Below are 24131 nucleotides of genomic sequence, written 5' to 3' on the forward strand. Positions count from 1 at the left end.
CCATGCGCGACATCCGTGACGACGTCCGCGGTGAGCACACCGGGGTCGAGCGGGCCGCCGAGCGCACCTACCAGCAGCTCGCCCGCGAACTGCTGCTGGTCGGCCCGGAGCCGGCGAACGAGGACCTCAGGATGCGCTACCTCGACGTCCTGATCGACAACGGGCTCCAACCGCCCACCGAGCCCAAGCGCATCCTGATCGTCGGAGCCGGTATCGCCGGCCTGGTCGCCGGCGACCTGCTGACCCGCGCCGGGCACGACGTGACGATCCTGGAGGCCAACGCCAACCGCGTCGGCGGCCGGATCAAGACCTTCCACGCCAAGAAGGGCGAGCCGCCGCCGTTCACCGACCCCGCGCAGTACGCGGAGGCCGGGGCGATGCGGCTGCCCAGCTTCCACCCGCTGACCCTGGCGCTGATCGACAAACTCGGCCTGAAGCGCCGGCTGTTCTTCAACGTCGACATCGATCCCACGACCGGCAACCAGACCGCCCCGGTGCCCCCGGTGGTCTACAAGTCGTTCAAGGACGGCAGGGTCTGGACGAACGGCGCCCCCAGCCCCGAGTTCCAGGAGCCAGCCAAGCGGAACCACACCTGGATCCGCACCAACCACACCCAGGTGCGGCGCGCCCAGTACGCCGCCGACCCCTCCGTGATCAACGAGGGCTTCCACCTCACCGGCTGCGAGGCGCGGCTGCCGGTCTCCGAGATGGTCAACCAGGCCCTGGAGCCGGTGCGGGACTACTACTCGGTGCTGGGGAGCGACGGCAAGCGGGTCAACAAGCCCTTCAAGGAGTGGCTGGACGGCTGGGCCCGGGTCGTCCGGGACTTCGACGGCTACTCGATGGGCCGCTTCCTGCGCGAGTACGCCGGCTTCAGCGACGAGGCCATCGAGGCGATCGGCACGATCGAGAACATGACGTCGCGGCTGCACCTGGCGTTCTTCCACAGCTTCCTGGGCCGCAGCGACATCGACCCCACCGCCACCTACTGGGAGATCGAGGGCGGCAGCCGCCAGCTCCCCGAGGCGCTCGCCAAGGAGCTGCGGGACCAGATCGTGATGGGCCAGCGGATGGTCCGGCTGGAGTACTACGACCCGGGACGCGACGGCCACCAGGGCGAGGTCGCCGGGCCGGGCGGCCCGGCCGTCGCCATCCAGACTGTGCCCGAGGACGACCCGTACGGCGAGGTGCAGACCTGGACCGGTGACCTGGCGATCGTCACCATTCCGTTCTCCAGCCTGCGCTTCACCGCCGTGACCCCGCCGTTCTCCTACAAGAAGCGGCGCGCCATCATCGAGACGCACTACGACCAGGCCACCAAGGTGCTCCTGGAGTTCTCCCGCCGGTGGTGGGAGTTCACCGAGGAGGACTGGAAGCGCGAACTGGACGCCATCGCGCCCGGCCTGTACGAGTACTACCAGCGGTGCGGCGAGGACGACGCGGAGGCCGCGCTGGCCGCGCCGCAGAGCCTGCGGGACCTGCCCACGGGGCTGCTCGGCGCCCACCCCAGCGTGGACGAGACGCGCATCGGCCGGGACCAGGTGGAGTACTACCGCAACTCCGCGCCGCGCGGCGGTGTGCGGCCGGCCACCCACGCCTACGGCGGCGGCTCCACCACCGACAACCCCAACCGTTTCATGTACTACCCCTCGCACCCCCTGCCCGGCAGCCAGGGCGGCGTGGTGCTGGCCGGCTACTCCTGGTCGGACGACGCGGCGCGCTGGGACTCCTTCGACGACGCCGAGCGCTACGGCTATGCGCTGCGCAACCTCCAGTCGGTGCACGGCCGCCGGATCGAGGTCTTCTACACCGGCGCCGGCCAGACCCAGAGCTGGCTGCGGGACCCGTACGCCTGCGGTGAGGCGGCGGTCTACACCCCGCACCAGATGACCAGCTTCCACCTCGATGTGGTCCGGGCCGAGGGGCCGGTGCACTTCGCCGGCGAGCACGTCTCGCTCAAGCACGCCTGGATCGAGGGCGCGGTCGAGACCGCCGTACGGGCCGCCATCGCGGTCAACGAGGCGCCGGTGGCGCAGGCGAGCGGTGCCGCGGCGCGGACCACCGCGACCGGTGAGCGCCGCACCGCCTCGTCGGGCCGCCCCAAGGAGGAGGTGCTCACCTCATGACCACCTCCCAGACCTGCACGGTGGCCGAGTACCTGGCCATCCGGCTGGAACAGCTCGGCATCACCCACCTCTTCGGCGTCCCAGGCAACCACCTGGCGCCGTTCCTGTCGGCCCTGCACGAGCGGACCTCGGTGCGCTGGGTGGGCACGCCCACCGAGGGCGGCGCGGGCCAGGCCGCGGACGGCTATGCCCGGGTGAAGGCCGCCGATGCGCAGACCGCGCTCGGTGAGCAGGGCATCGGCGCGGTCGCGGTCACCTACAGCGTGGGCGCCTTCAACCTGCTGAACGCGATCGGCGGCGGCTTCGCCGAGTACGTACCACTGATCGCGATCAACGCCGCGCCCACCTACGAGGAGTGGCTCAACCAGCGGGCGATCGGCCTGCTGACCTCGCACATGTCGCAGCGCCCGGACAGCAACCTGGACGTCTACCGGCAGGTGACGGTGGACGCCCAGGCCATCTCCAACCCGGGCCTGGCGCCCACCCAGATCGACGGCGCGATCACCGCCTGCCTCTCGCACCGCCGGCCGGTGTACCTGGAGGTCATGGAGGACGTCTGGGAGGCGCAGTGCCCCGTGCCGCGCGGCCGGCTGACGCGGCGGGAGCGGCCGGTCACCCCGGAGAACGCGCGGATGCTCGACCGGGCAGTCACCGCGTGCGTGGACCTGATCCGGCGCTACCGCAACCCCATCCTGTGGGCCGGTGAGGAGATCGACCGCTTCCGGCTGTCCGACGAGTTCGAGAAGCTGGTCCGCGAGACCCGCATCCCGTTCTGTACGACCGTCGGCGCCAAGTCCGTCGTCTCCGAGTACACCCCCGGGTTCTCCGGCGTCTACAACGGCAAGGCCAGCAACGAGGACGTGGCCAAGGTCTTCCAGAACGCGGGCTGCCGCATCGGGCTGGGCTCGTGGGCGACCTCGAAGAACCTCGGCGGGGTGCGGTCGATCGGGGACGACTGGGCGGTGGCCGCCCATGAAGGGGTGCACGTCGGCGCCTCGTACTTCCCCGACGTCCGGCTCGCCGAGTTCCTCCCCGCACTGCGGACGCGTCTGGTGGCCGAGTTTGGCGCCGGCGCCTTCGAGGCGGACTACTTCGCCGTCGCCCACGCCGAGGGCCTGGGCGTGCCCGCCAGCACCACCGCCCACCTGGAAGCACAGGTCGGCGGGGCGTACCCGGAGAGCGTGACGTACGACAGCTTCTTCCGTCACCTCAACGACTTCCTCACCTCGCAGGACAGCGCGCCACCCGGTGAGCGCAGCAACCCGTTCACGGTGGTGTGCGACGCCGCGTTCGCGCTGATCGGGTCGATGAACCTGCGGATGGCGGAGCGTGCCTCGTACGTGGCGCAGAACAGCTGGCTGTCCATCGGCTACTCGGTCGGCGCGGCCACCGGGGTGGCGTTCGCCCGGCGCCATGCGGAGAAGCGTCCGCTGGTCCTGGTCGGTGACGGCTCGTTCCAGGAGACCTGCCAGGAGCTGTCCACGCAGGTGCAGCACGGGCTGCGCCCCGTGGTGTTCGTCCTGGACAACGAGGGCTTCTACGGCATCGAGCAGATGCTGGTCAACCCCTGCTACTACAAGGAGGGCGCACCGGGCTCCGACGGGGCCGACTTCTACAACGTGCTGCACCCGTGGCGGTACGAGGAGCTCGCGGGGGTCTTCGGCTCCGCCAAGCTGCCGATGCACGGCTTCGCCGTCCGCACCCATGACGAACTCGCCGCCCTGCTGGGCCGGATCGCCGAGCCCACCGACCCGGTCAACCAGGGCCCGGTCCTCGTCCGGGTGCAGTTCGCACGGCACGACTACCCCGAGGCCCTCAAGTACAAGATCGCCGAGAAGTGTCCGCCGTCCGGCGGCGCCCCGGCGGAAGGGAGCACACGATGACCGGCCGGACGGGACAGCGGTCCGCGGCGGAGGCCTCCGTCGACGACTCCGCCAAGGTGCTGCGGCACGCCATGAGCGGTCTGTCCGGGCCGGAGGCCACCGGCTGGACCGGCACCGTCCGGCCCGCCGGAACGCCGGGCGAGGGCGCGAAGGTGCTGATCCTGGGCGCCGGGGTCGCCGGACTGACGGCCGCCTACGAACTGAGCATGCTCGGCTACCGGGTGACCGTCCTGGAGGCGCAGGACCGGGTCGGCGGGCGGAACCGCACCGCGCGCCGCGGCGACGAGCTCTTCGAGACCGACGGGCACGGGGCGGTGGTCCGGACGCACACCTGCGCCTTCGACGACGGCCTGTACCTCAACCTCGGGCCCGGGCGCATTCCGTACCATCACCGCCGGGTGCTCAAGTACTGCCGGGACTTCGGTGTGGAGCTGGAGCCGTACGTCATGCAGACCACGGCGAACCGGGTCCGGCCGCCGCACGCCGAGGTGACCTGGCCCAACCGGCGGGTGGCGAACGACACCCGCGGTCACCTCGCGGCGAAGCTCGCCGAGACCCTGGTCAGCAGGGACGCCTTCACCGGTGAGCTGCGGGAGCTGCTGCGGATGTTCGGCGCGCTGGACGCCAACGGCAAGTACCGCGGCTCGACCCGCTCCGGGTATCTGACCGAGCCGGACATCCACGACTGGCCGGCGCCGGCCCCGCCGCTGTCCTTCGAGGACCTGGTGAACTCGGGCTTCTGGAAGGCGCGTTTCTACCAGCCGGTGGACTACCTGTGGCAGGCCACGATGTTCCAGCCGGTCGACGGCATGGACCACATCGTGCGGGCGCTGGCGCGGGAGGCGAGCCGGGCCGGTGCGCGCATCGTGCTCGGCGCGGAGGTCCGCGGGATCGAGATCGGTCCGCGCGGCACCTCGGCCACCGTCACCTACCGCAAGGGCGAGGAGGAGTTCCACGACGAGGCCCGCCACTGCATCAGCAACATCCCGCTGCCGGTGCTCCGCACGGTCGGGCTGACCCGCTTCTCGGACGCCTTCGAGGAGGCGATCCACCTGGTCGAGTTCGAGAAGACGTGCAAGGTCGGCTGGCAGGCGAACCGCCGCTTCTGGGAGGGCGATCTCGGGGGTGCCGACGACACCGAGGGCATCTACGGCGGCATCAGCTGGACCGGGCACAACATCACCCAGCTGTGGTACCCCTCCCACGGCTACTTCTCCGACAAGGGCACCCTCACCGGCGCCTACAACTTCGAGGGTGCCGCGGACACCCTGGGAAAGCTTCCCCCGGCCCAACGGCTGCGGCTGGCCCGCGAGGGCGCGACCCAACTGCACCCGGAGTTCGCGGACCGGGAGCTGGTCCCCGAGGAGAAGGGCCTTTCCATCGCCTGGCACAAGGTGCCCCACCAGCTCGGCGGCTGGGCGGCGTGGAGGCCGGACGAGGAGAGCCACAAGAGGGCGTACAAACAGCTGCTGCAGCCGGAGGGCACCGATGCGTTCTTCGTCACCGGTGACCAGGTCTCACCGCTGCCCGGCTGGCAGGAGGGCGCCATGATGTCCGCCCACTACGTCATCCAGCAGATCCTGGGCGTGATGCCCCTGAGCGCACCGGAGGAGGTGGCGGTACCGGACTCGGTGGCGCTGACACAGGGTCTGTCCTGACGTCCGCGGAAGCGGTTGCGCGGGAGGGGACCGGTGCGGTGCGACGCATCCCGTCGCCCGGGCTGGTCCCCTCCCGCGGTCTTCTCCCCGGTCTCCCGCCCGGTGCCACGACGTTTCGGCGGATCCGCGGATCGATGGATCGGCGAAGCGGCGAACCGGCCGATGGGAGTCCCGCAAACGCTTCACGGGCCGTCGCCCGGGAGACACCGCCCCCTGTCCCGGTGTGCAACCCTCGTGCAACCCCGCGGCGGGTTCACTGGGGCCCGCCGCCCCGCACCGGGGCGTTTGCGCACAGGGGTGTTCGTCGCCGGTCACGAAGGAGTGAGCGCATGTACCACGAGGAGAGCGCGCCCAGGCAGGTCGAATGCGCCGTACGACGGCCAGGCGGTCGCTGATGAGCAGCGGCGCGGGGCGGGACGCCGTGGAGGAGGCGGTGCCGGAGGGGGCCTCGCGGATCGGGCTGACTGCGGCGGCGGGCGCATTGCTGCGGCTGCTGTACGACCAGCACGGGCCGTTGATGTTCCACCAGTCCGGCGGCTGCTGCGACGGCAGCGCACCCATGTGCTATCCGGCCGGGGAGTTCCGTACCGGGTCGTCGGACGTGCTGCTGGCGCGGCTGCGTGTGGTGGGAGTGCCGGAGCCGGTGGCGTTCTGGATGTCGGCCGACCAGTTCGCACGCTGGCGGCACACCCATCTGACCGTGGATGTCGTCCCGGGCCGGGGCAGCGGATTCTCCCTGGAGGCGCCCGAGGGCGTCCGCTTCCTGATTCGCTCCCGGCTGCTGACCGACGAGGAACGGGCCCGGCTGGGGGACTGAGCGCCGGGGCCCGCGGGCAGTGGTGAGGCCCCACGCACGGGGGAGAGCGTGGGGCCTCACTCTGGAGAACGGGTGGGGAGCGCCGCCGGTTCCCCTTCCGCGCGGATTCGGCAAAAAAATCTTGTGCGGGGTGGGCACCGCGGCCGGGCGGACCCGCTACGCGCCTCAGGCGTCGTCCTGTACCAGTCGCTCCAGCAGCTGGTGGAACTCCCCGTCCACCACCACCCGCAGCCCTTCGCCGTCCGGCTCGCTGAGCGGGGTCATCACGCCCCGGCGCCACCAGAACACCCTGGGGCTGATCGCGCCGGCCGCGTCCTCGTGGCCGGCCGCCGCGAACTGCGCCATGGCCTGCAGTGCCGGGATGACCTGGGCGTCGTGGATCCGGTGGAACGCCAACTGGTGCCGGAACGGGACGGCGACCAGCGCTCCGTCCGCGGTCAGCGCGGTGCCGGTGACCCGCTGCACCAGTTCGTCCAGCACCAGCACCCGGCTCGCGGTGAAGAACGAGTCGCCGAGCAGCACCTCGAACGCCGAGCCGTCGCCGCGGCGCACCGTCTCGTGCCCCTCGACGGGCAGCGCCCGCAGATTGTTCATCGCCCGGATCCGCAGCTCGGCCAGGTCGCCGAGGTCGGCCAGCGAGTCCTCGCTGAGCATCTGCACCGCCTCGGGCAGGTCGAGCGCGAGCACCTCCCGCAGCCCCGGCGCCGGCGCACGTCCGTACTGGAAGGCCTCCGAGGCCGGCAGCGTCTCCTGGGCCACGACCCGGGGGTAGAGGCAGGCCCGGATCTCGTCCTCGGTGAGGATCTCCAGCGGCTGCGGACCGTCCATCGTGCGGAGTACCTTGCCGACGTGGTCCCGGATCAGCGCGGGCCAGCTGCGCTCCCCGCGCCGGTCCCGGTGGCAGACCGCGGCGAGGTTGCCCAGGCCGAACTGGCGGCCCGCGGAGTCGGTGACCACGCCCGCGTACGCGGTGACCTCCAGGCCCTGCTCGGCGAAGGCCTGCCGGACCTGTGACCGGAAGACGCCGCCCTCACGCTCGGAGAAGAAGCCGAACTCCCCGTCGCGTGCCAGGTCGCGGGAGTCCCGCTTCGGTCCTCGACGGAACAGGCCCATCACTCTCCTCCCGGCGTGGCCACCCACATCGGCCTCGCATGGGCCGATCGTAACGGGTGCACCCGCCGCCCTCCGCGCGCTGCTGACGCCCGCTCACCGGGGAGTCCGGCCCGGCCGCGACGGGAGAGCGGCGCGGAAGCAGCACGGGAGGGAGGCGGCGGCTGGTGTGAGCACGGCGTCCGAGCCGAACTGGACGGCCCCGTTCACCGGGCTGGGCCCGCGGCAGTTCGGCAAGCCGGTCACTGCGATGCGGCGCGGGGGTGCGAACCCGGTGCGCCTATCTCGCCGTCGCGGAGAATGCTCAGTCGAGACAGAACTCGTTGCCCTCGATGTCCTGCATCACGATGCACGACTCGTTGTCGTCATCGGCAAGCAGCGTGCGCACGTGTACCGCACCGAGCGCGACCAGTCGTGCGCATTCGGCCTCCAGTGTGGCGAGGCGCTCTTCACCAACGAGTCCGGTGCCGGCCCGCACGCAAAGATGCACCCGATTCTTGACGATCTTCCCTTCGGGAACGCGCTGGAAGAGCAGGCGCGGGCCCGCGCCCGAGGGATCACTGCAGGCGAAGTAGGTGACCTGCTCCTCAGGCGGCAGCGAGCGGTGGTAGTCCTCCCACGTGGCAAACCCCTTCGGGATCGGCGGTACGACGTACCCCAGCACCTCGCACCAAAAACCGGCGAGGCGCGCAGGTTCTGCGCAGTCGAAGGTGACTTGGAACTGCTTGATCGATGACATCGGCGCACCATAACCGACCTCATGCCGAAGACCAGTTGCGGGACCGCCCTTTTTAGCTGCCGATCGTGACGTCGATGCACGCGTAGAAGGCGTTCGCGGTGTCGGCGACGTTCCAGACCGCGAGGATTTTCTGCTTGCCGGTGAGGCCACCGAAGTTGACCGTGTGCGTCACGGTCTCCGGGGGCTGGGCACCGCCTCCGTCGAACTGCGCGACCTTCTTCCCGCCGGCGAAGTACTGCCAGGTACTGGTGGCATGACGTGCCGTCAGATGCCAGGTGAAGGCCTGGGAGCTGCCGACCGGGGTGACCCGCCACCCCTTGGAGTCGTCGTCGAGATCGGCGAACTGGCTGTTGCCGCCGCTGCAACTGGTCAGCCCCTTGGGGCCCTCGACGCTCTGCGGCTCCCACTTGATCGGCCCGCAGGCGACGGTGCCGGCCGCGCACTGCGCCTGCCGGCTGGGCGGCGCGGAGACGTAGCCGTGGGCACCGGCGGGACCCGCCGGCACGGTGATGACGAGGAGCGGGGCGATACCCGCACCGAGGGCAAGGGCCAGCCTTCTTTTCCTGTTCATGTCAACCCTTTCGCGAGGGGGGTGGGCGACGTGAGGGTGGGGGCGATTGGTCTAGACTTTACTCTCCGACCGTGCACGGTCAAGACCTGCGGCACTCCCCACCCTTCGCCACCGCCCTGCCGGCGAACCACATCTGACGGCCGATCGGGCGGGCGATGAGGATCGGGCGGTCAGCGCACCGACGGGTCCGCGAGGGGCGCGCTGGACGCCCGTACGACGAGTTCGGGCGCGAGGCGGACCGCCCGTCGGGAGCCCGGGGAGCCGGCGAGCGGGCGGCGGGCCAGCAAGTGGGCGGCCTCGGCGGCGAGTTCGGCGAGCGGCTGGCGGACGGTGGTCAACGCCGGGTCGGCGAGGCCGGCGAGCGGGATGTCGTCGAAGCCGGTGACCGCGACCTCTCCGGCGACGTCCGCGCCGAGCTGCCGCAGCCGCTGCAGGGCGCCCGCCGCGATCAGGTCGTTGGCACAGACCACGGCATCCGGGCGGGAGGGCCAGAGGCGGTCGACGGCAGCCCGCCCCCACTCCACCGAGAAGTCACCCAGCTCCTGGCGCCCAGGCGCGGCGGGATCGAGGGCCGCGGCCCCCGCCTCGTACGCCGCGCGCCGCTCGACGGCCGCGGAGGCGGTGCCCGCCGCCCCGATGAAGCAGGGGCGGCGGCGCCCGGTGGCGGCCAGGTGTGCCAGGACCAGTGCCATACCGGCGGCGTTGTCGACGGCGACGGAGTCGGCGACGCCCGGGCCGCAGCCCCGGTCGAGCAGCACCAGCGGGACCCGCTCGGCGGCGCTCGCCACCGCCGGGCGGCTGTGCCGCTCGTCGACCGGTATGAGCAGCAGCGCATCGACCTGACGGGCCAGCAGGGCATCGATCCGGGCGGCCTCGGTGACCGGGTCGTCGTCGCAGTCGGCGAGCAGCACCGCCCGGCCCTCGGCGTGCAGCGCATGCTCCAGTTCGCGTACCAGGGACGGGAAGAAGGGGTTGGTGATCTGCGGCAGGACCAGCCCGACGGTGCCGGTGGAGCGGCTGCGCAGGGCGCGGGCGATGTGGTTGGGCCGGTAGCCCAGGCGCTCGGCGGCCGCGCGCACGGTGCGGGCGGTCTCGGCGCCCACCGGACGGGTACCGGCCAGCACACGGGAGACCGTGGCGATGGAGCAGCCGGACGCCAGCGCGACGTCCTTCAGGGTGACTTCGGCCACGGTGCGGTGCCCCTTTGAGGAGAGACGTGCCGGATGATGGCGGCAAACGTTATCACCGCTCACGCACGGTATCGGGGCCGCGCACCAAACGGTCGTATGGGTCACATTCCGTTGACATTCGGCGGCTCCGTACGGCAAATTCCCGGAGAACGTTTTCCAGCGGCAGCAGCCTCCTGCTCCCAGAGACTTCACCCCACCCCCCGCACCACCGTTCCGCAGAGCAAAGGGGCTCTCCCGTTGGCCAGAAAGATCATCCTCGACTGCGACCCGGGGCACGACGATGCGATCGCCATGCTCCTGGCGCACGGCAACCCGGACGTCGAACTGGTCGCCGTGACGACCGTGGTCGGGAACGCGACGGTGGAGAAGGTGACCCGCAACGCCCTGTCCGTGGCGCGCATCGCCGGGATCACCGGTGTGCCCTTCGCGGCCGGCTGCCCGCGCCCCCTCGTGCGGGACATCGAGACGGCGCCGGACATCCACGGCGAGACCGGTCTGGACGGCCCGGACCTGCCCGAACCGGCCATCGAGTTGGACCGCCGGCACGCCGTCGACCTGATCATCGACACCGTGATGGCGCACGAGCCCGGCGAGATCACCATCGTGCCGACGGCCGGCCTGACCAATATCGCGCTGGCCGCGCGCAAGGAGCCGCGGATCGTCGAGCGGGTCCGCGAGGTCGTGCTGATGGGCGGCGGCTACCACGAGGGCAACTGGAGCGCGGTCGCCGAGTTCAACATCATCATCGACCCCGAGGCCGCGCATATCGTCTTCAACGAGAAGTGGCCGGTCACCATGGTCGGCCTGGACCTCACCCACCAGGCGCTGGCCACCCCCGCGGTCGAGGAGAAGATCGCCGCGGTCGGGACCGGGCCCGCGCGCTTCGTACTGGAGCTGCTGGACTTCTTCCGCGAGGCCTACCGCGAGAACCAGGGCTTCGACCACCCGCCGGTGCACGACCCGTGCGCGGTCGCCTACGTCATCGACCCGAACGTGATGACCGTGCGCAAGGCACCGGTCGACGTCGAGCTGCGCGGTGCCCTGACGGTCGGGATGACCGTCACGGACTTCCGAGCGCCCGCCCCCGAGGACTGCACCACCCAGGTCGCGGTGACCCTCGACCACGAGCGGTTCTGGAACCTCGTGGTGGACGCGCTCCAGCGGATCGGGGACGTCAAGGCATGAACGTGTCCACCCCCGTGCGCACCTCCACCGCCGGACGTCCCGTCGAGGCCCCGGCCGGCCCCTCCGGCGTCCGGACCGGCGTCCTGGTCACCGCGCTGCTCGCGGCGTGCTTCGCCTTCCAGCTCAACGCCAGCATGCTCAGCCCCGCGCTGAAGAACATCGAGGACAGCCTCGGCGCCAGCTCCGCCGAGGTCGGCCTCACCCAGACCGCGTTCTTCACCTCGGCGGCGCTGTTCTCCCTGTTCCTGCCGAGGCTGGGTGATGTCATCGGCCGCCGGCGGGTGCTGGCGGGGATGCTCGGCCTGATGGTCGTCGGCTGTGTGCTCGCCGCGCTGGCGACCAGCGTGCCGATGCTGTTCGCCGGCCGGGTCATCCAGGGCGTCTCCGGCCCGGTCGTCCCACTGTGCCTGATCATGCTGCGGGTCGAGGTGCCGGAGCCCAAGCGGTACGGCACCCTGCTCGGCGTGATCACCGCGGTGAACGGCGGGATCGCCGGCGTCGACTCGCTCGCCGGCGGCTACCTCGCCGACAGCCACGGCTTCGGCGCGGTCTTCTGGGCCATGGCCGTCGTCGCGGCGCTGGCCACCGTCCTGGTCGCCACCCTCACCCCCGAGTCCCGAGCACCGGTGCCCGAGGGCGCCTCGTCGGAGCAGGCCGGCGCCCGCCGGATGGACTGGCCCGGCGTCGCGCTGCTGGTGGTGTCGGTCGGCTCGCTGCTGACCGCGCTGAACGAGGCGGGCAAGCTCGCCGCCGCCGACTGGCCGCTGATCGGCGTCCTGGTGGTGGTGTCCGCCGCCGCGTTCGCCCTGTTCTGGCGCACCGAGAACCGCAGCGGCCACCCGCTCGTCGCCACCCACCACCTCAAGCAGCGCGCCACCTGGGCGACCCTGCTGACCACCGTGCTCACCATGACCGGCGTATTCGCCGTGATGAACGGGCTGATCCCGGCGTTCGCCCAGGACGCCCAGGCCGGCCTGGGGATGAGCGCCGAGCAGTCCGCGTGGTGGACGCTGTCCCCGTACGCACTGGCCGGACTGGCCATGGGGCCGCTGGCCGGCCGGCTGGCCGCCACCTTCGGCTACCGGCGGGTGCTGCGGCTGGGCCTGACCGGCTCGGTGGCGACGGTCGTGCTGATGCTGCTCACCCTGCACAGCCACTCTCAGGTCCTGCTGCTGGTGACCTCCGTCCTGGTCGGCATCGCCTACGCGGGCGTGGCCAACATCGTGCTCAACGGACTCGGCATCGTGCTCTCCCCCAGCGAGAACCCGGGCTTCCTGCCCGGCCTGAACGCGGGCGCCTTCAACCTCGGTGCCGGGCTGAGCTTCGCCGTCCTGTACGCGGTGAAGACCGCCGCGGCACCGGACGACCCGGCGTCCGCGGGCGGCTACACCGCCGGCATGATCGCGGGTGTGGCCATCCTGGCCGCGGCCATCGCCGCGTCCTTCCTGATCCCGAAGCCGGTGGCGGCCGAAGCGCAGGACTGAGGCACCGGGACACCGCCGGGGTGAGGGCCGCCGTCGCGGCGGCCCTCACCCCGGCGGTGCCTCCTCCGACAGGCGCAGGATGGCGCCCAGCCCGCCGGCCGGCGCCTGCTCGGGGTCGCGGACGACCACGATCCGGGCGCCGCTGGCGGCGGCCGACCGCACCAAGGCATCATCGGCCCGGGCAGTGGCCGGATGCTCCTCACCGAGGACGGTCAAGTCCGCCCCGCGCACCGCCAGTTGGTCGACGCCCTCGCCCACCCAGACCTGCCGCGCGGCGTCGGTGCCCCGCGGGCTGACCAGCAGGGTGTCGATACGGTGCGCCCTGGCCGCCTCGACCAGGGCCGGGATACCGGCCGCAGCGGCTGCGGAGCCGGTGCCGGTGCCGCCCGTCCCGTCGCCAGTACGGAAGCGGTCCGCCACCTCCCGTACGTGGTCGCGCTCCTGCACCGCCCGCACCTGCGCGATGTCCCGCTCGACCAGATCGCGCTCGGCGCCGGGTGCGCGCCCGCCGTGCGTGCTCTCATACGTGACGGCGCGCAGCGGTCCGGGCAGCTTCTCGTGCACCAGCTGCCGGTCGCGGGCGTCGCCGATCAGCAGGACGGCCTCGGCGCCGCAGGTCTCGTACGCGTCGCGCACCTCGTCGGCGATCTCGCCGGCGTTGTGCTCCCAGCTGTGCTCGGCCGGCATCCGGACGTGCCGCTCGGACCAGAGGGCGGGACCGGTGCGGCCGAGCGGCCGCTCGGCGCCACCGTCCCGACCGGCGCCCTCGGTGCCCCGTTCTCCGATGACGGACAGGTCGGCCCCCTCGCGGTCCAGGCGGACCACGAGACAGACCGGGTCGTCGCCCAGGGCAGCCAACAACGGGGTGACCCGGGGAACGGGGCCCCAGGCCGCGAAGGGGGTGGCCGGGGGGCCGGGCAGTACCGCGTCCAGCACCACGACGCCGTGCGCGGCGAACAGCACATGCCCGGAGTGCACCATCGGCTCGCCCGCGCGCCGCGCGACCAGGGCCTCGTGCACGGCTCCGCAGGTGGCCTCGTCAGCACCCTGCGCGAACAGCTGAGCGCTGATGGCGCTCGCCGTCAATTCCTGCTGGGTGTCCGTGTCCTCGGTACCGTGCGAAATATCGGCATAGACGGTCGCCCAGGGGCCCGGCCGATCGATGACCGGCCGAAGGAGCGAGAGTTGCATGGCGCTGCCTCCTCGATTCCTCGTGTTCCCCCGCTGTGCGATTGGCTGCCATCGGGATGTGGGTGGCTCTCATACGAATTCCCGTTCCACAAGGGCGTATGCATGACGGGCATATGCCTCCACTCTTCTGCCGATCACGGTACGTATTCACCCCGGCAATTTCCGTGCACGGGCTTGATGCGGGCGCCTCCGGGTTGTTAGGGCGGAAGGACCGGCGAAACTGGGAGAGACGCGTCGGGTCTGTACGACACGGAGAGCCGGAGGCAGCCATGGTGATGGAACACGGAACGGACAAGACCGGCCCCGCCCGGGACGACGTGATGAAGCGGCAGCTGCGCGGGGAGCTGACCGCGGAGCGCTCGCTGCGCACGGATGAGGAGCACGAACTCCAGCCGTCCGGCGAGGACCAGCCGGTGGCCGCCTGGTCCCCCGAGAGCACGTTCCGGGGCGGTACGCCGAGCGGGATGACCGAACAGGACGTCGGGCTCCGTTCCGAGCTCGCCCAGTACCTCGGCCGGAGCCTCTACCCGGCGGACAAGGGAACGGTCATCGAGATCCTGCGGCGCAACAACGCACCGGACCGGCTGGTAGGCATGGCCGAGCGGCTGCCCGCCCATGAGCGGTTCGGCAACGTCCAGAGCATCGCCCAGGCGGTCGGGCTGCACACTGAGCACCGGCGTGCCTGAGGTCGGCGGCCCTGCCCGTCCGCGCTGCCGGGCGGCGGCAGGAGGCGGACAATTGGAGGTACCGGCACCCGCCGCAGCCCGCGGCGGGGCGAGCGGACGGGAAGAGGGCGGGTGGTTATGTCCGACGACGCGATGGGCGACGAGGTCTATCAGCCGCCCAGGTCCGATCCCCAGGACAACCCCAATGACCTGGACATGGAGGACGCCCTCGACGAACCCGGCCTCGACGAGATGCTGGACACGGGCTACTCGCCCCCGGAGCGGCCGTTCGTGGTGAATCACGACGGCACCACCGCGCAGGAGCTGCACGACCGGGAGACGCTCGACCACCGGCTCTCCGTGGAGGTACCGGAGATCCGGGTGCCGGACGGCGACGACATCGGCGACCTGGCGGACGGGGTCGGCGAACCGTTGGACCTGCAGTGCGGGGACGAGCGGGCCGGCCGACTGGTGGGCTCCGACGAGGGCTTCTGGCGCGGCGGCAGCAACGACGTCTCCGCCCGCGACGTCGGCATCGACGGCGGCGCCGCCTCGGCGGAGGAGGCGGCGGTGCACATCACCCACGACAGCGCGGGGGACGGGGAGTTGGAGGGCTGAGGGTGGGGCGCAGGGGGCTGAGGGCGGAGGCTCCGGGGGTGCCTTCCCGGCCGACGGAATCGCGGGAGTCGCCGTTTTCAGAATGTCCGGTAGGGGAATCGCCCGTACCGGAATTCACCGGTCACGAGGAATCAGTGGATATACCGCATCACTCGGTGCGTCTCCGCAGCTCCACCCGTGAGTTGCTTCCCTGTGGGTCTCCGTACGTGAGCCTCCGTAGGTGAGCTCCGTAGTGAGTCTCCGTACCTGAGATCCGTCGTGAATCTCCGTGGTGAATCTCCGTACGCGAGTCTCCGTACGCGAGTCTCCGTACGCGAATCTCTTTGTGTGGAAAGCGAGGAACGGCACTTCGAGCGTGGTCAAACCGGACACGGAAAACGCGGCGCGGGAAACGCGGCCCGGGGAACCAAACACGCGGAACCCGGCACGGGAAGCCAGACCCGCGCCTTCGGGCGGAACAGCGTCCGTCCGCCCGCTCACCCGCTCTCCCCCACCCCCTCAGTCCGCTTCGTGCCGCCCCTCGGACGCCTCGGTGGCGACCCGCCTGAGGGTGCGGCCGCTCCGTACGGACCGGGCGCGCCGGGCGTCGGGGGTGCCGCGCCGCTCGGCGTGCTCGGCGTACTCGGCGTACTCGTCGTTCTCCTTCACCAACAGCCAGGACTCCCGTTCGCCGGAGCCCTCGGCGCCGGTGCGGAAGCGGGTGAGGGCATAGCCGCCGTGCAGCTTGCTGCCGTCGAGCCAGAAGGATGCGTGGCCGTCCGCCAGGGACTCGCCGAAGGAGCGCGTCCGGCCCTTCTTCCGGCGGGTCAGCGGACGGTAGCTGCCCTCGTCCCAGACGATCACCGTGCCCGCGCCGTACTCGCCGTCCGGGATCACGCCCTCGAAGTCGCGGTACTCCAGCGGGTGGTCCTCGGTGGGCATCGCCAGTCGCTTGTCGTGCGGATCGGCGGACGGACCCCTGGGAACGGACCAGGATTTCAGCACGCCGTCGACCTCCAGCCGGAAGTCGAAGTGCAGGGTTCTGGCGTCGTGGATCTGTACGACGAAGCACGGCGTGCCGCCGGCGGGCTGCGGATCGCCCCGCGGTTCGCGGGTCCGGTCGAAGTGCCGTTTGCCGCGGTAGGTCGTCAGTCCGCCGTCTCCGCTCACGTCACCGCCTGCCTTCCTCACGGGGCCGCACCTCTCACTGTGGCGCGCGACGGCCCTCCCCGCATGTGCGGATGCCCGGCCCGGCGCCCGGCGCCCGACGGCCGGCGGGTGTGCCCGGTCGGGTGAGTATCAGGGCCGCCAAGGGGCACGCGGGGGCGGCAGGGGCGAGGTTGGAGGGGACCGCCCCGTCGATGCGCCGGAGGAGCCATGGATCCACGCGGACCACCGCGCGCGGCCGGCCTCCGTACCGGCGCTCACCGGCGGACCGCCGGCACACCGGTGCGCCCCCGCGGACCCGCGTACCTACCGCGACGTCCCATGGGGCGGGAAGTCCCGCTCCCCCGGCCGGAGTTGCCCCGCCCTCCGACCACCGCGCCGCGGCAGCACCGCACCACCGCACCTCCGCACCACCACAGGAATCAGGACACATCCTCGACCGCAGGAGTCTCCCGTGAAACGACGACGTCGCCCCCGGATCGTGATCGTCGGCGCTGGCTTCGCCGGTTACACCTGTGCCCGCGCGCTCGCCCGGCAGGCCAGCGGGGCTGCCGAGATCGTGCTGGTCAACCCGCACGACTACTTCCTCTACGTACCGCTGCTACCGGAGGTGGCCGCCGGCATCCTCGAACCCCGCCGGATCTCCGTCTCCCTCACGGGGACGCTGCCAGGGGTCCGGCTGGTCCTCGGCCACGCCCATGACGTCGATTTCGACGCCCGCCGCGTGGCTTACACCGACCCCGAGGACCGCGAGGGCTCGCTGACGTACGACCGGCTGGTGTTGACCGTCGGCAGCGTCAACAAGCTGCTGCCCGTCCCGGGCGTCGCCGAGCACGCGCACGGCTTCCGCGGGATGCCCGAAGCGCTGTACCTGCGCGATCACATGGTCCGCCAGATCGAGCTGGCCGGTGCCACCGACGACCCGGCCGAGCGGTCCGCCCGGACCACCTTCGTGGTCGTCGGCGCCGGCTACACCGGCACCGAGGTCACCGCCCAGGGAGTGCTCTTCACCGCGGCCCTGGCCCGGCAGAACACCGGGCTGCGGGACGGCCCGGCCCCCCGCTGGCTGCTGCTGGACGTCGCCGACCGGCTGCTGCCCGGGCTCGATGAGCGGTTGTCACGCGCCGCGGAACGGGTGCTGCGGGCCCGTGGGGTCGACGTCCGGACCCGCACCGCGGTCAAGGAGGCGACCTCGGAAGGCGTGCTGCTGGACGACGGTGAGTTCATCGCCGGCCGATCGCTGATCTGGTGCGTGGGCGTACGGCCGGACCCGCTGGTGAACGGGCTGGGGCTGCCCACCGACCAGGGACGGCTGTGCGTCGACGCCTACCTGGGGGTGCCGGGCCGGCCCGAGGTGTTCGCCTGCGGTGATGCCGCGGCCGTACCGGACCTGACCCGGCCCGGCGAGGTGACGCCGATGACCGCGCAGCACGCCCAGCGGCAGGGCAAGGTGGCGGCGCACAATGTGGGGGCGTCCTGCGGCCAGGGCTCCCCGCGCGCCTACGCACACCACGACCTGGGCTTCATGGTCGATCTCGGCGGGATCCAGGCGGCCGCCAACCCACTGCACCTCCCGCTGTCCGGCCCGCTCGCCTGCGCCGTCACCCGCGGCTACCACCTCCTGGCGATGCCCGGGAACCGCGTCCGGGTGGCCGCGGACTGGCTCCTGGACGCGGTGCTGCCGCGCCAGGGCGTCCAGCTGGGGCTGGTGCGCTCGTGGTCGGTGCCGCTGGACACCGCATCACCCGAAGTGGCCAGGGTGCCGCGCGGCACGCCGGGGAAGGGCTAGAACGGCGGGCACCGGACCCGCGCGAGAGACCCGACCCCAGGACCGGAACCGGCAGCGATGAGGCGGGAAAGGTGAGGCGGGAAAGGTGAGGCGGCAGAGATGAGGCGGCAGAGATGAGGCGAGCGAGATGAGGCAGCGTCCTGGCGGACCGCGGCCATTGCCGGCGGCACGGGTCGTCGCGCCGGAGATCGAGGGCCCCGAGGACGTGGTGGCGGGCGCCGACGGTAGCATCCTCACCGGCGCAGCGGACGGCACGATCTGGCGGCTGACGCTCCCCGCGCCCGACGCCGGGCCCGCCCCTGCCACCGTCGACGGGGACGAGCAGGCGGAGGCCACGGCGGAGGCGGTGGCGCACACCGGTGGGCGGCCGCTCGGTCTGCAGCCGCTTCCGGACGGTGCCCTGCTCGTCTGCGACGCCCGGCGCGGGCTGCTGCGGATCGAGCCGGGCGACGGCGCCGTCCGCGTCCTCGCCGACGCGGTGGACGGCGTACCGCTGCGCTTCTGCAGCAATGTGACCGCGACGGTCGACGGCACGGTGTACTTCACCGTCTCCAGCCGCCGCCACGGCCTCGACGCGTGGCCGGCCGACATCATGGAGCACCTCGCGACCGGTCAGCTGCTGCGCCTGCGGCCGGGCGGCGAGCCCGAGGTCCTGCTGTCGGGGCTGCAGTTCGCCAACGGGGTGGCGCCGGCGCCGGACGGTTCCTTCCTCGTGGTGGCCGAGACCGGCGCCCGGCTCCTGCGCCGCCACTGGCTCACCGGCCCCCGGGCCGGCCACACGGACACCCTGCTCGACCGGCTCCCCGGCCACCCCGACAACATCTCCGTCGGCCCGGACGGGTCGTTCTGGGTCGCCCTGGCCGGGCCCCGCCAGGCGGCGCTGGAGCTGCTGCACGCCCTGCCGTTCCCGGTGCGCCGTGCGGCCTGGCGGGCGCAGCGGCGGATCCGGCCGCTCCCACCGCCGCATCCGACGGTGCGGGTGCTGGCGGTGCGCCCCGACGGCGGGGTGGCGTGCGATCTGCGGGCGGCCCGGTCGCCGTACCGGATGGTCACCAGCGTGTGCCGGACGAAGGGGCGGCTGGTGATGGGCAGCGTCGCGCAGCGCGGTATCGCGGTCTGTGCCCTGCCCGGTGCCAAGCCCTGACCGGTGGCCCGGCGCGAGGCGGCTACCGGACCCGCTCCTCCTCCGCCTCCTCCTCGGGCAGCTTCACGTCGCTGACCGCGATGTTGACCTCGACGACCTCGAGGCCGGTCATCCGCTCGATCGCGGCGATCACGTCCTCGCGCACCGCCCGGCCCACCTCGGGGATGATCTCTCCGTACTCGACGACGATGTCCAGATCGACCGCCGCCTGCTTCTCACCGACCTCGACCTTGACGCCGTGCGTCGTCGCCGTGCCGCCCCCGGGCACCCGTCTGCGTAGCTCTCCCACCGACCTCGACAAACCACTGCCGAGGGCGTGCACCCCCGGAACACCTCCGGCCGTCAGATAGGCGATCTTCGCGACCACGCCGTCGGCGATCGTGGTCCGCCCGAGGCTTCCGGTGTTCCGCGCCCCGTGCTGTCCCGGCTCCGTCATCGCGCTTCACCCCTTCGCTCCACCATGCGGAGGGCCTTCGGCCCCCTCCTTCACGCTAGGTCGCCCCCGAGGAAGCCGCCTCTCTTCCCTTGCCATTCCGGCAAAGAGGGTTGTCTACGGCGCCGGAGCGGTGAGTGGCCAGTACCGCCGGGCCGGTACCGCCTGGGCAGCACCGCTTGGCCGGTACCGCCTGGCTAGTACTGCCGAAGATGGTCACGCAAGGTGCGGGCGGCGTGGGCCATCAGCGCTTCGGCGCCGGGCTGGGTACTGGCGGGAACGAGCGACTCGGTGAGGACGGCGATGAGGAACGCCTGACCGTCGGAGTGCTCCACGACGCCGATCTCGTGGCGCAGGTTGAGCAGGGTGCCGGTCTTGGAAGACCACGTGGTGGCGTCGGAACTGAAGTCCGGGGCGAGGCGCTGTCGGAGCACGTTCTGCGCCATCAGGTCGCGCACCCGCGCGGCCACGTCCGGAGGGATCGCGGACGGCGTCCAGAGGGCCTGGAGCAGGTCGACGTAGGCGCGTGCGCTGCCGGTGTTGGCGCGGCTGGTGTCGAGTTGGGGCACCCGGTGGCCGCCGCCGCTGGTGCCGGCGTCGATGGCGAGGGCGTGCGCGAGATGCGCCTGGGCGGCCTCGAAGCGTTCCTGGGGAGTGTCGGTCAGCTCGTCGATGCGGTGCCGGACGGTGATGCCACGGATCCCGAACTCCCGCAGGATGTCGGCCACTTCGGCGGGCGGGGTGAGGTCGAACAGTGCGTCGGCGGCGGTTCCGTCACTCACACAGGTGCTCAGGTAGAGCAGGTCGTCGAGGGCGATCCGGGCGGGGTGGCGGAACCGGCTCAGCCCGGCGGGACCGGCCGTGGTGATCCGCCCGGGCTGCACCTCCAGCACCGTCGCCCCGTCGAGCTCGCCCCGGCGGATGCGCTCCGCCGTCGCCAGCGCGAGCGGCACCTTGACCAGGGAAGCGGCCGGCAGCTGGGTGTCCGGGTCGATCGCCAGCTCGTCCCCGGTGTGCAGGTCCCGTACGACCAGGCAGCCGTGCAGGCCGCCGTCGTGGAGCTGCCGGCGCACGTCCCGCAGGAGGGTCTCGGTGTTCATGGCGTGGTCCCCCCTGGGGTGTCGGCCCGGGCGTCGGCGCCCAGGCAGCGGGCGATGGCATCGCCGAGGCGGGCCCGGATGTGCTGGGGGTCGCCGGCCTCGGCAGCGGTGAGGGCGAACCCCCGACTGAGTGTGATCTCACCCAACGGGCGCCAGTGCAGGGCGAGTTCATCGGCCTGCGACGGGGAACAGAGCAGCACGTCGTGGGAGCACAGCACCTCCGCCGCCGCGGTGGTCAGGTCCGCCGCGACGACGAGCTGCGCGGGCCGCAGGCCCACCGCGTCGCGCAGCCGGGTCAGCGGATCGCGGATGTGCGGCACGTCGTCCTCCGGCTGGATCCAGACCCGGCGGGCGGGGTCCGGGCAGGCCCGCGAGGTGCGGAGCGTCTCCAGATAGACGCGCTGTACGCCGGGTTCCCGGGCTCCGGCCAGGCCGAGCGGTACGGACCACGCCGCCTCGTCCGACGGCACCGCGAGCAGTCCGGCCCGCACCTGCTGGGCGTGGATGAGCTGCATCCGTTCCGCCGGCGCGGCGACCTGGAGGTCGAGTGTGACACCGTGACCGCGCGCCTCGGCGACGAGCCGGGCGAGACCGGCCGGGGAGCAGATGGCCGGCACTGCGAGCCGCCACGGTCTGCGCTTGGCCGTCTCCGCCTCGTGCAGCAGCGCGTCGGCCGCCTGAACCAACCGCCGGGCCGTCGGCAGCACGTCCCGCCCGAAGGACGTGAGGACGGCCCCCCGCCTCGCGGTGCGCTCGAACAGCCGCTCACCGAGGCACTCTTCCAGCGCGGCGATGCGACGACTGGCCACCGGCTGGGACATCCGGGCAGCGGCCGCCCCCACCGTGAAAGTCCCACGGTCGCTCACGCTGACGAACGCGCGGCACGCTCCTACCAGGTCCACACCCGCACCCTATGCCAGAAGTGCATGAATAGGCGCATCAGCGTATTGGATCGCATAGCTGCCCGTGGGCGAGGGTGACCGCACGGCCGGGCGCTGGTGGCGCCCGGCGCCTGGGATCCCCGTGCGTCGTCGTACGGGGGCGACTCGGAGGTACTCCCATGCAGCTCACCCGTACCCGGCGTGCCGCTCTCGCCGCACTGGCCGCCCTCTCCCTGGTCCCGCTGACGGCGTGCGGGCAGGACAGCTCCGCGGCCTCCCCGCCCCCCTCCAGGGCGAGCACGGCCGACAAGCCGTCCGCCCAGGACTTCCGGCGGCTCGAGCGCACCTTCGGCGCACGGCTGGGCGTCTATGCGGTGGACACCGGTAGCGGACGCGAGGTGGCGTACAACGACGGCGAACGGTTCGCCTACGCCTCCACGTTCAAGGCACTGGCCGCCGGCGCCGTACTGAAGAAGTACTCGATGAGCGGGATGGACCGGGTGATCAAGTACTCCCGGGACGACCTGGTCGAGCACTCGCCGGTGACCGAGAAGCACGTCGACACCGGAATGACCCTGCGGGCGCTGTGCGATGCCGCGGTCCGTTACAGCGACAACACCGCCGGCAACCTGCTCTTCGACGCACTCGGCGGCCCCAAGGGCCTGAACGCGACGCTCCGGAAGATGGGAGACGGCACCACCCGGATGGAACGCCGCGAGACGGAGCTCAACGACTGGGACCCCGGCGCCACGCGCGACACCAGCACTCCGCGCGCGCTGGCCAAGGACCTGCGCGCCTTCGTCCTCGGATCCGGCCTGGGCAAGGACGAACGCGCCCAGCTCACCAGGTGGTTGCGGACCAACACCACCGGTGGCGAGCTCATCAGGGCCGGGGTACCCAAGGGCTGGACGGTGGGTGACAAGACGGGGGCCGGCAGCACCTACGGCACCCGCAATGACATCGCCGTCGTGTGGCGCCCCGGTGGCGCTCCCCTGGTCATGGCCATCCTGACCAACCGGACCGACAAGAACGCCACATTCGACAACAAGCTGATCGCCCAGGCGGCCTCGGTGGTCGCCGACCGACTGTCGTAGCGGCCTTCCGGAGGCGGGCACCGCGCCCCACCGGCACCCCTCGGACGCGGCGGCGCCCCCTGACAGATGAACCGCCGTAGCGTCGGCAACAAGCCGGTGGGCATGGGGTCAGATACGGCCGGAGCTGACCGGAACCGCCTAACCAACATGGGCCCGGGTTGACCTCGTGATTCGCCGCTGTACCGCAGGCCACGAGGCCAACCTCACCCACACCTCAACCCGATTCGGGCGATCCCCCGCGTCGCCCGAATCGGGCAGCTTGACCGGATTCATCCCTCGGACGGGGCTCCGGAGTCATACTGAGTATATTGGCCCGCAGCCAGTCAACGCAGGAGCTACAGAATGTCCCCCCGGAGCGCATCGGTCAATGAAGAATTGCGGCGGCGCTCCCGTGAGCGGCTGTTGCAGGCGACCATTGATCTGGTAGGAGAGCGCGGCTACGAGGCCACCACTCTGGGTGACATCGCGGAGCGCGCGGGCACGGCACGGGGACTGGTCTCGTACTACTTCCCCGGCAAGCGCCAGCTTCTGCAGTCCGCCGTACACCGGTTGATGCACCTCACACTGCAGGCGGCGCTGGAGCGGGAGCCCCGGCCGACCGGGCCGGACGCGGGGCGGGAGCTGCTGGCGCGCGCCATCGACGCGATCCTGGGACTGGCGCACGACCGGCCACTGCTGATGCGTACGCACATGGCGGGGATCCTGACCGCCGAGGGGTTCATCCAGTGCCCCGAGCAGCAGCGGCTGGCCCAGTTGCTGCGCGAGACGGTCGTGGCCTACGGGTCGGCGGATCCCGACGCGGACTATCCGCTGCTGCGGGCCCTGCTGATGGGCTCGGTGGTGCCGATGCTACTGCCGGGGGCACCGATGCCACGTGCCCGGCTGCGGGCCGAGCTGTTCCAGCGGTACGGGCTGGCCTGGGAGCTGGGCGTGCCACCGGAGGACTGAGCCGGGCGGACGGACCGGGACCGGCGGGGCGCCGGGCCGGGGCCAGGGCCTGGGTCGGGGCCAGGGCCTGGGTCGGGGCCAGGGCCTGGGTCGGGGCCAGGGCCTGGGTCGGGGCCAGGGCCTGGGTCGGGGCCAGGGCCTGGGTCGGGTCAGAGTCGGGGGCGAGTCAGAGCCGGGGGCGACACCGGTCCGGGAGCCGGGGTGCCGATTGCGCGGGCGGGGCGCGCTCACGGAGGGGAGGGCGAGCGGGGTCCTGACGCAGGGGGGCCGGGACCAGCCTCGGGGCGTGGACGGACGGCACGGCACCATGCAGGGTGGCGTGTGCAGCCAAGCCGCCTTGCCGGATTCGGAGTTGGGAC

Annotated in this window: 21 protein-coding genes and 1 pseudogene; 13 read left to right on the forward strand and 9 right to left on the reverse strand. The window is 72.0% G+C overall.

All coding sequences use genetic code 11. The features are described 5' to 3' along the window. The first annotated feature begins 2 nt into the window (after nt 1-2). From AB0G84_RS12475 to AB0G84_RS12490, 4 genes are all read left to right on the forward strand, one after another. On the forward strand, nt 3-2126 hold the full coding sequence (locus AB0G84_RS12475) for an FAD-dependent oxidoreductase (protein WP_361318949.1): 2124 nt from the start codon (nt 3-5) through the stop codon (nt 2124-2126). Then, the gene (locus AB0G84_RS12480; RefSeq protein ID WP_361318951.1) at nt 2123-4009 is read left to right on the forward strand and encodes a thiamine pyrophosphate-binding protein; all 1887 of its coding nucleotides are present in this window, start codon (nt 2123-2125) and stop codon (nt 4007-4009) included. The genes AB0G84_RS12475 and AB0G84_RS12480 overlap by 4 nt, the downstream gene beginning before the upstream one ends. Further along, nucleotides 4006-5667, forward strand: coding sequence for an FAD-dependent oxidoreductase (locus AB0G84_RS12485; RefSeq protein WP_361318953.1), 1662 nt, complete (start codon nt 4006-4008; stop codon nt 5665-5667). Before AB0G84_RS12480 ends, AB0G84_RS12485 begins: the two co-directional genes overlap by 4 nt. A 394-nt stretch (nt 5668-6061) precedes the next feature. Beyond that, nucleotides 6062-6484, forward strand: a complete 423-nt coding sequence (locus AB0G84_RS12490; protein ID WP_361319263.1) for a DUF779 domain-containing protein — start codon at nt 6062-6064, stop codon at nt 6482-6484. A 165-nt stretch (nt 6485-6649) separates the two neighbouring features. Here AB0G84_RS12490 and AB0G84_RS12495 read toward each other — a convergent pair whose 3' ends face one another. Then, a complete protein-coding gene (locus tag AB0G84_RS12495; protein ID WP_361318955.1) occupies nt 6650-7597 on the reverse strand; it encodes a hypothetical protein in 948 nt (315 codons plus the stop codon). 166 nt (nt 7598-7763) lie between these two features. Between AB0G84_RS12495 and AB0G84_RS12500 the strand changes: the two are divergent. Further along, nucleotides 7764-7874: pseudogene (locus tag AB0G84_RS12500) on the forward strand (IS5/IS1182 family transposase); the annotation flags it as partial. 24 nt (nt 7875-7898) lie between these two features. On the opposite strand, the gene AB0G84_RS12505 reads toward AB0G84_RS12500, so the two are convergent. The 3 genes from AB0G84_RS12505 to AB0G84_RS12515 form a co-directional block, all read right to left on the reverse strand. Further along, nucleotides 7899-8333 carry a VOC family protein gene (locus AB0G84_RS12505; RefSeq protein WP_361318957.1) on the reverse strand — a complete coding sequence of 145 codons (435 nt, stop codon included), beginning with the start codon at nt 8331-8333 and terminating at the stop codon, nt 7899-7901. Nucleotides 8334-8385: 52 nt separating this feature from the next. Continuing rightward, nucleotides 8386-8904, reverse strand: a complete 519-nt coding sequence (locus tag AB0G84_RS12510) for a lytic polysaccharide monooxygenase auxiliary activity family 9 protein (protein WP_361318959.1) — start codon at nt 8902-8904, stop codon at nt 8386-8388. A gap of 170 nt (nt 8905-9074) precedes the next feature. Next, entirely contained in the window at nt 9075-10094 is a 1020-nt protein-coding gene (locus AB0G84_RS12515) for a LacI family DNA-binding transcriptional regulator (RefSeq protein WP_361318961.1), read from the reverse strand. Nucleotides 10095-10331: 237 nt separating this feature from the next. Between AB0G84_RS12515 and AB0G84_RS12520 the strand changes: the two genes are divergently transcribed. Next, on the forward strand, nt 10332-11279 hold the full coding sequence (locus tag AB0G84_RS12520) for a nucleoside hydrolase (protein ID WP_361318963.1): 948 nt from the start codon (nt 10332-10334) through the stop codon (nt 11277-11279). After that, on the forward strand, nt 11276-12763 hold the full coding sequence (locus tag AB0G84_RS12525) for an MFS transporter (protein ID WP_361318965.1): 1488 nt from the start codon (nt 11276-11278) through the stop codon (nt 12761-12763). Before AB0G84_RS12520 ends, AB0G84_RS12525 begins: the two co-directional genes overlap by 4 nt. 45 nt (nt 12764-12808) lie before the next feature. On the opposite strand, the gene AB0G84_RS12530 is transcribed toward AB0G84_RS12525, so the two are convergent. Then, nucleotides 12809-13954 carry a hypothetical protein gene (locus AB0G84_RS12530; protein WP_361318967.1) on the reverse strand — a complete coding sequence of 382 codons (1146 nt, stop codon included), beginning with the start codon at nt 13952-13954 and terminating at the stop codon, nt 12809-12811. A gap of 269 nt (nt 13955-14223) precedes the next feature. Here AB0G84_RS12530 and AB0G84_RS12535 point away from each other — a divergent pair, with 269 nt between their 5' ends. Further along, nucleotides 14224-14640 (forward strand): DUF2795 domain-containing protein, encoded by a 417-nt coding sequence (locus tag AB0G84_RS12535; protein WP_361318969.1) that lies wholly within the window; start codon nt 14224-14226, stop codon nt 14638-14640. A 117-nt stretch (nt 14641-14757) separates the two neighbouring features. Beyond that, nucleotides 14758-15237 (forward strand): DUF5709 domain-containing protein, encoded by a 480-nt coding sequence (locus tag AB0G84_RS12540; protein ID WP_361318971.1) that lies wholly within the window; start codon nt 14758-14760, stop codon nt 15235-15237. Between the two features lie 498 nt (nt 15238-15735). On the opposite strand, the gene AB0G84_RS12545 is transcribed toward AB0G84_RS12540, so the two are convergent. Continuing rightward, entirely contained in the window at nt 15736-16386 is a 651-nt protein-coding gene (locus tag AB0G84_RS12545) for a DNA polymerase ligase N-terminal domain-containing protein (RefSeq protein ID WP_361318973.1), read from the reverse strand. Between the two features lie 478 nt (nt 16387-16864). On the opposite strand from AB0G84_RS12545, the gene AB0G84_RS12550 reads away from it, so the two are divergent. Both AB0G84_RS12550 and AB0G84_RS12555 read left to right on the forward strand, forming a co-directional pair. Beyond that, nucleotides 16865-18172: an FAD-dependent oxidoreductase gene (locus AB0G84_RS12550; protein WP_361319265.1), complete on the forward strand. Its 1308-nt coding sequence runs from the start codon at nt 16865-16867 to the stop codon at nt 18170-18172. A 127-nt stretch (nt 18173-18299) separates the two neighbouring features. Further along, nucleotides 18300-19316 carry an SMP-30/gluconolactonase/LRE family protein gene (locus AB0G84_RS12555; protein WP_361318975.1) on the forward strand — a complete coding sequence of 339 codons (1017 nt, stop codon included), beginning with the start codon at nt 18300-18302 and terminating at the stop codon, nt 19314-19316. Between the two features lie 22 nt (nt 19317-19338). On the opposite strand, the gene AB0G84_RS12560 is transcribed toward AB0G84_RS12555, so the two are convergent. From AB0G84_RS12560 to AB0G84_RS12570, 3 genes are all read right to left on the reverse strand, one after another. Beyond that, nucleotides 19339-19752 (reverse strand): Asp23/Gls24 family envelope stress response protein, encoded by a 414-nt coding sequence (locus AB0G84_RS12560; protein WP_361318977.1) that lies wholly within the window; start codon nt 19750-19752, stop codon nt 19339-19341. A 194-nt stretch (nt 19753-19946) separates the two neighbouring features. Then, nucleotides 19947-20849, reverse strand: a complete 903-nt coding sequence (locus tag AB0G84_RS12565; protein WP_361318979.1) for a serine hydrolase — start codon at nt 20847-20849, stop codon at nt 19947-19949. Next, nucleotides 20846-21751 carry a LysR family transcriptional regulator gene (locus AB0G84_RS12570; protein WP_361318981.1) on the reverse strand — a complete coding sequence of 302 codons (906 nt, stop codon included), beginning with the start codon at nt 21749-21751 and terminating at the stop codon, nt 20846-20848. The genes AB0G84_RS12565 and AB0G84_RS12570 overlap by 4 nt, the downstream gene beginning before the upstream one ends. A 158-nt stretch (nt 21752-21909) precedes the next feature. On the opposite strand from AB0G84_RS12570, the gene bla reads away from it, so the two are divergent. Together bla and AB0G84_RS12580 are read left to right on the forward strand one after the other, a co-directional pair. Continuing rightward, nucleotides 21910-22824: a class A beta-lactamase gene (gene bla, locus AB0G84_RS12575; protein ID WP_361318983.1), complete on the forward strand. Its 915-nt coding sequence runs from the start codon at nt 21910-21912 to the stop codon at nt 22822-22824. 342 nt (nt 22825-23166) lie between these two features. Continuing rightward, the gene (locus AB0G84_RS12580; RefSeq protein ID WP_361318985.1) at nt 23167-23772 is read left to right on the forward strand and encodes a helix-turn-helix domain-containing protein; all 606 of its coding nucleotides are present in this window, start codon (nt 23167-23169) and stop codon (nt 23770-23772) included. Nucleotides 23773-24131 lie beyond the last annotated feature (359 nt).

It is taken from the genome of Streptomyces sp. NPDC020742 (genome assembly GCF_040641675.1).
Taxonomy (GTDB): Bacteria; Actinomycetota; Actinomycetes; order Streptomycetales; family Streptomycetaceae; genus Streptomyces.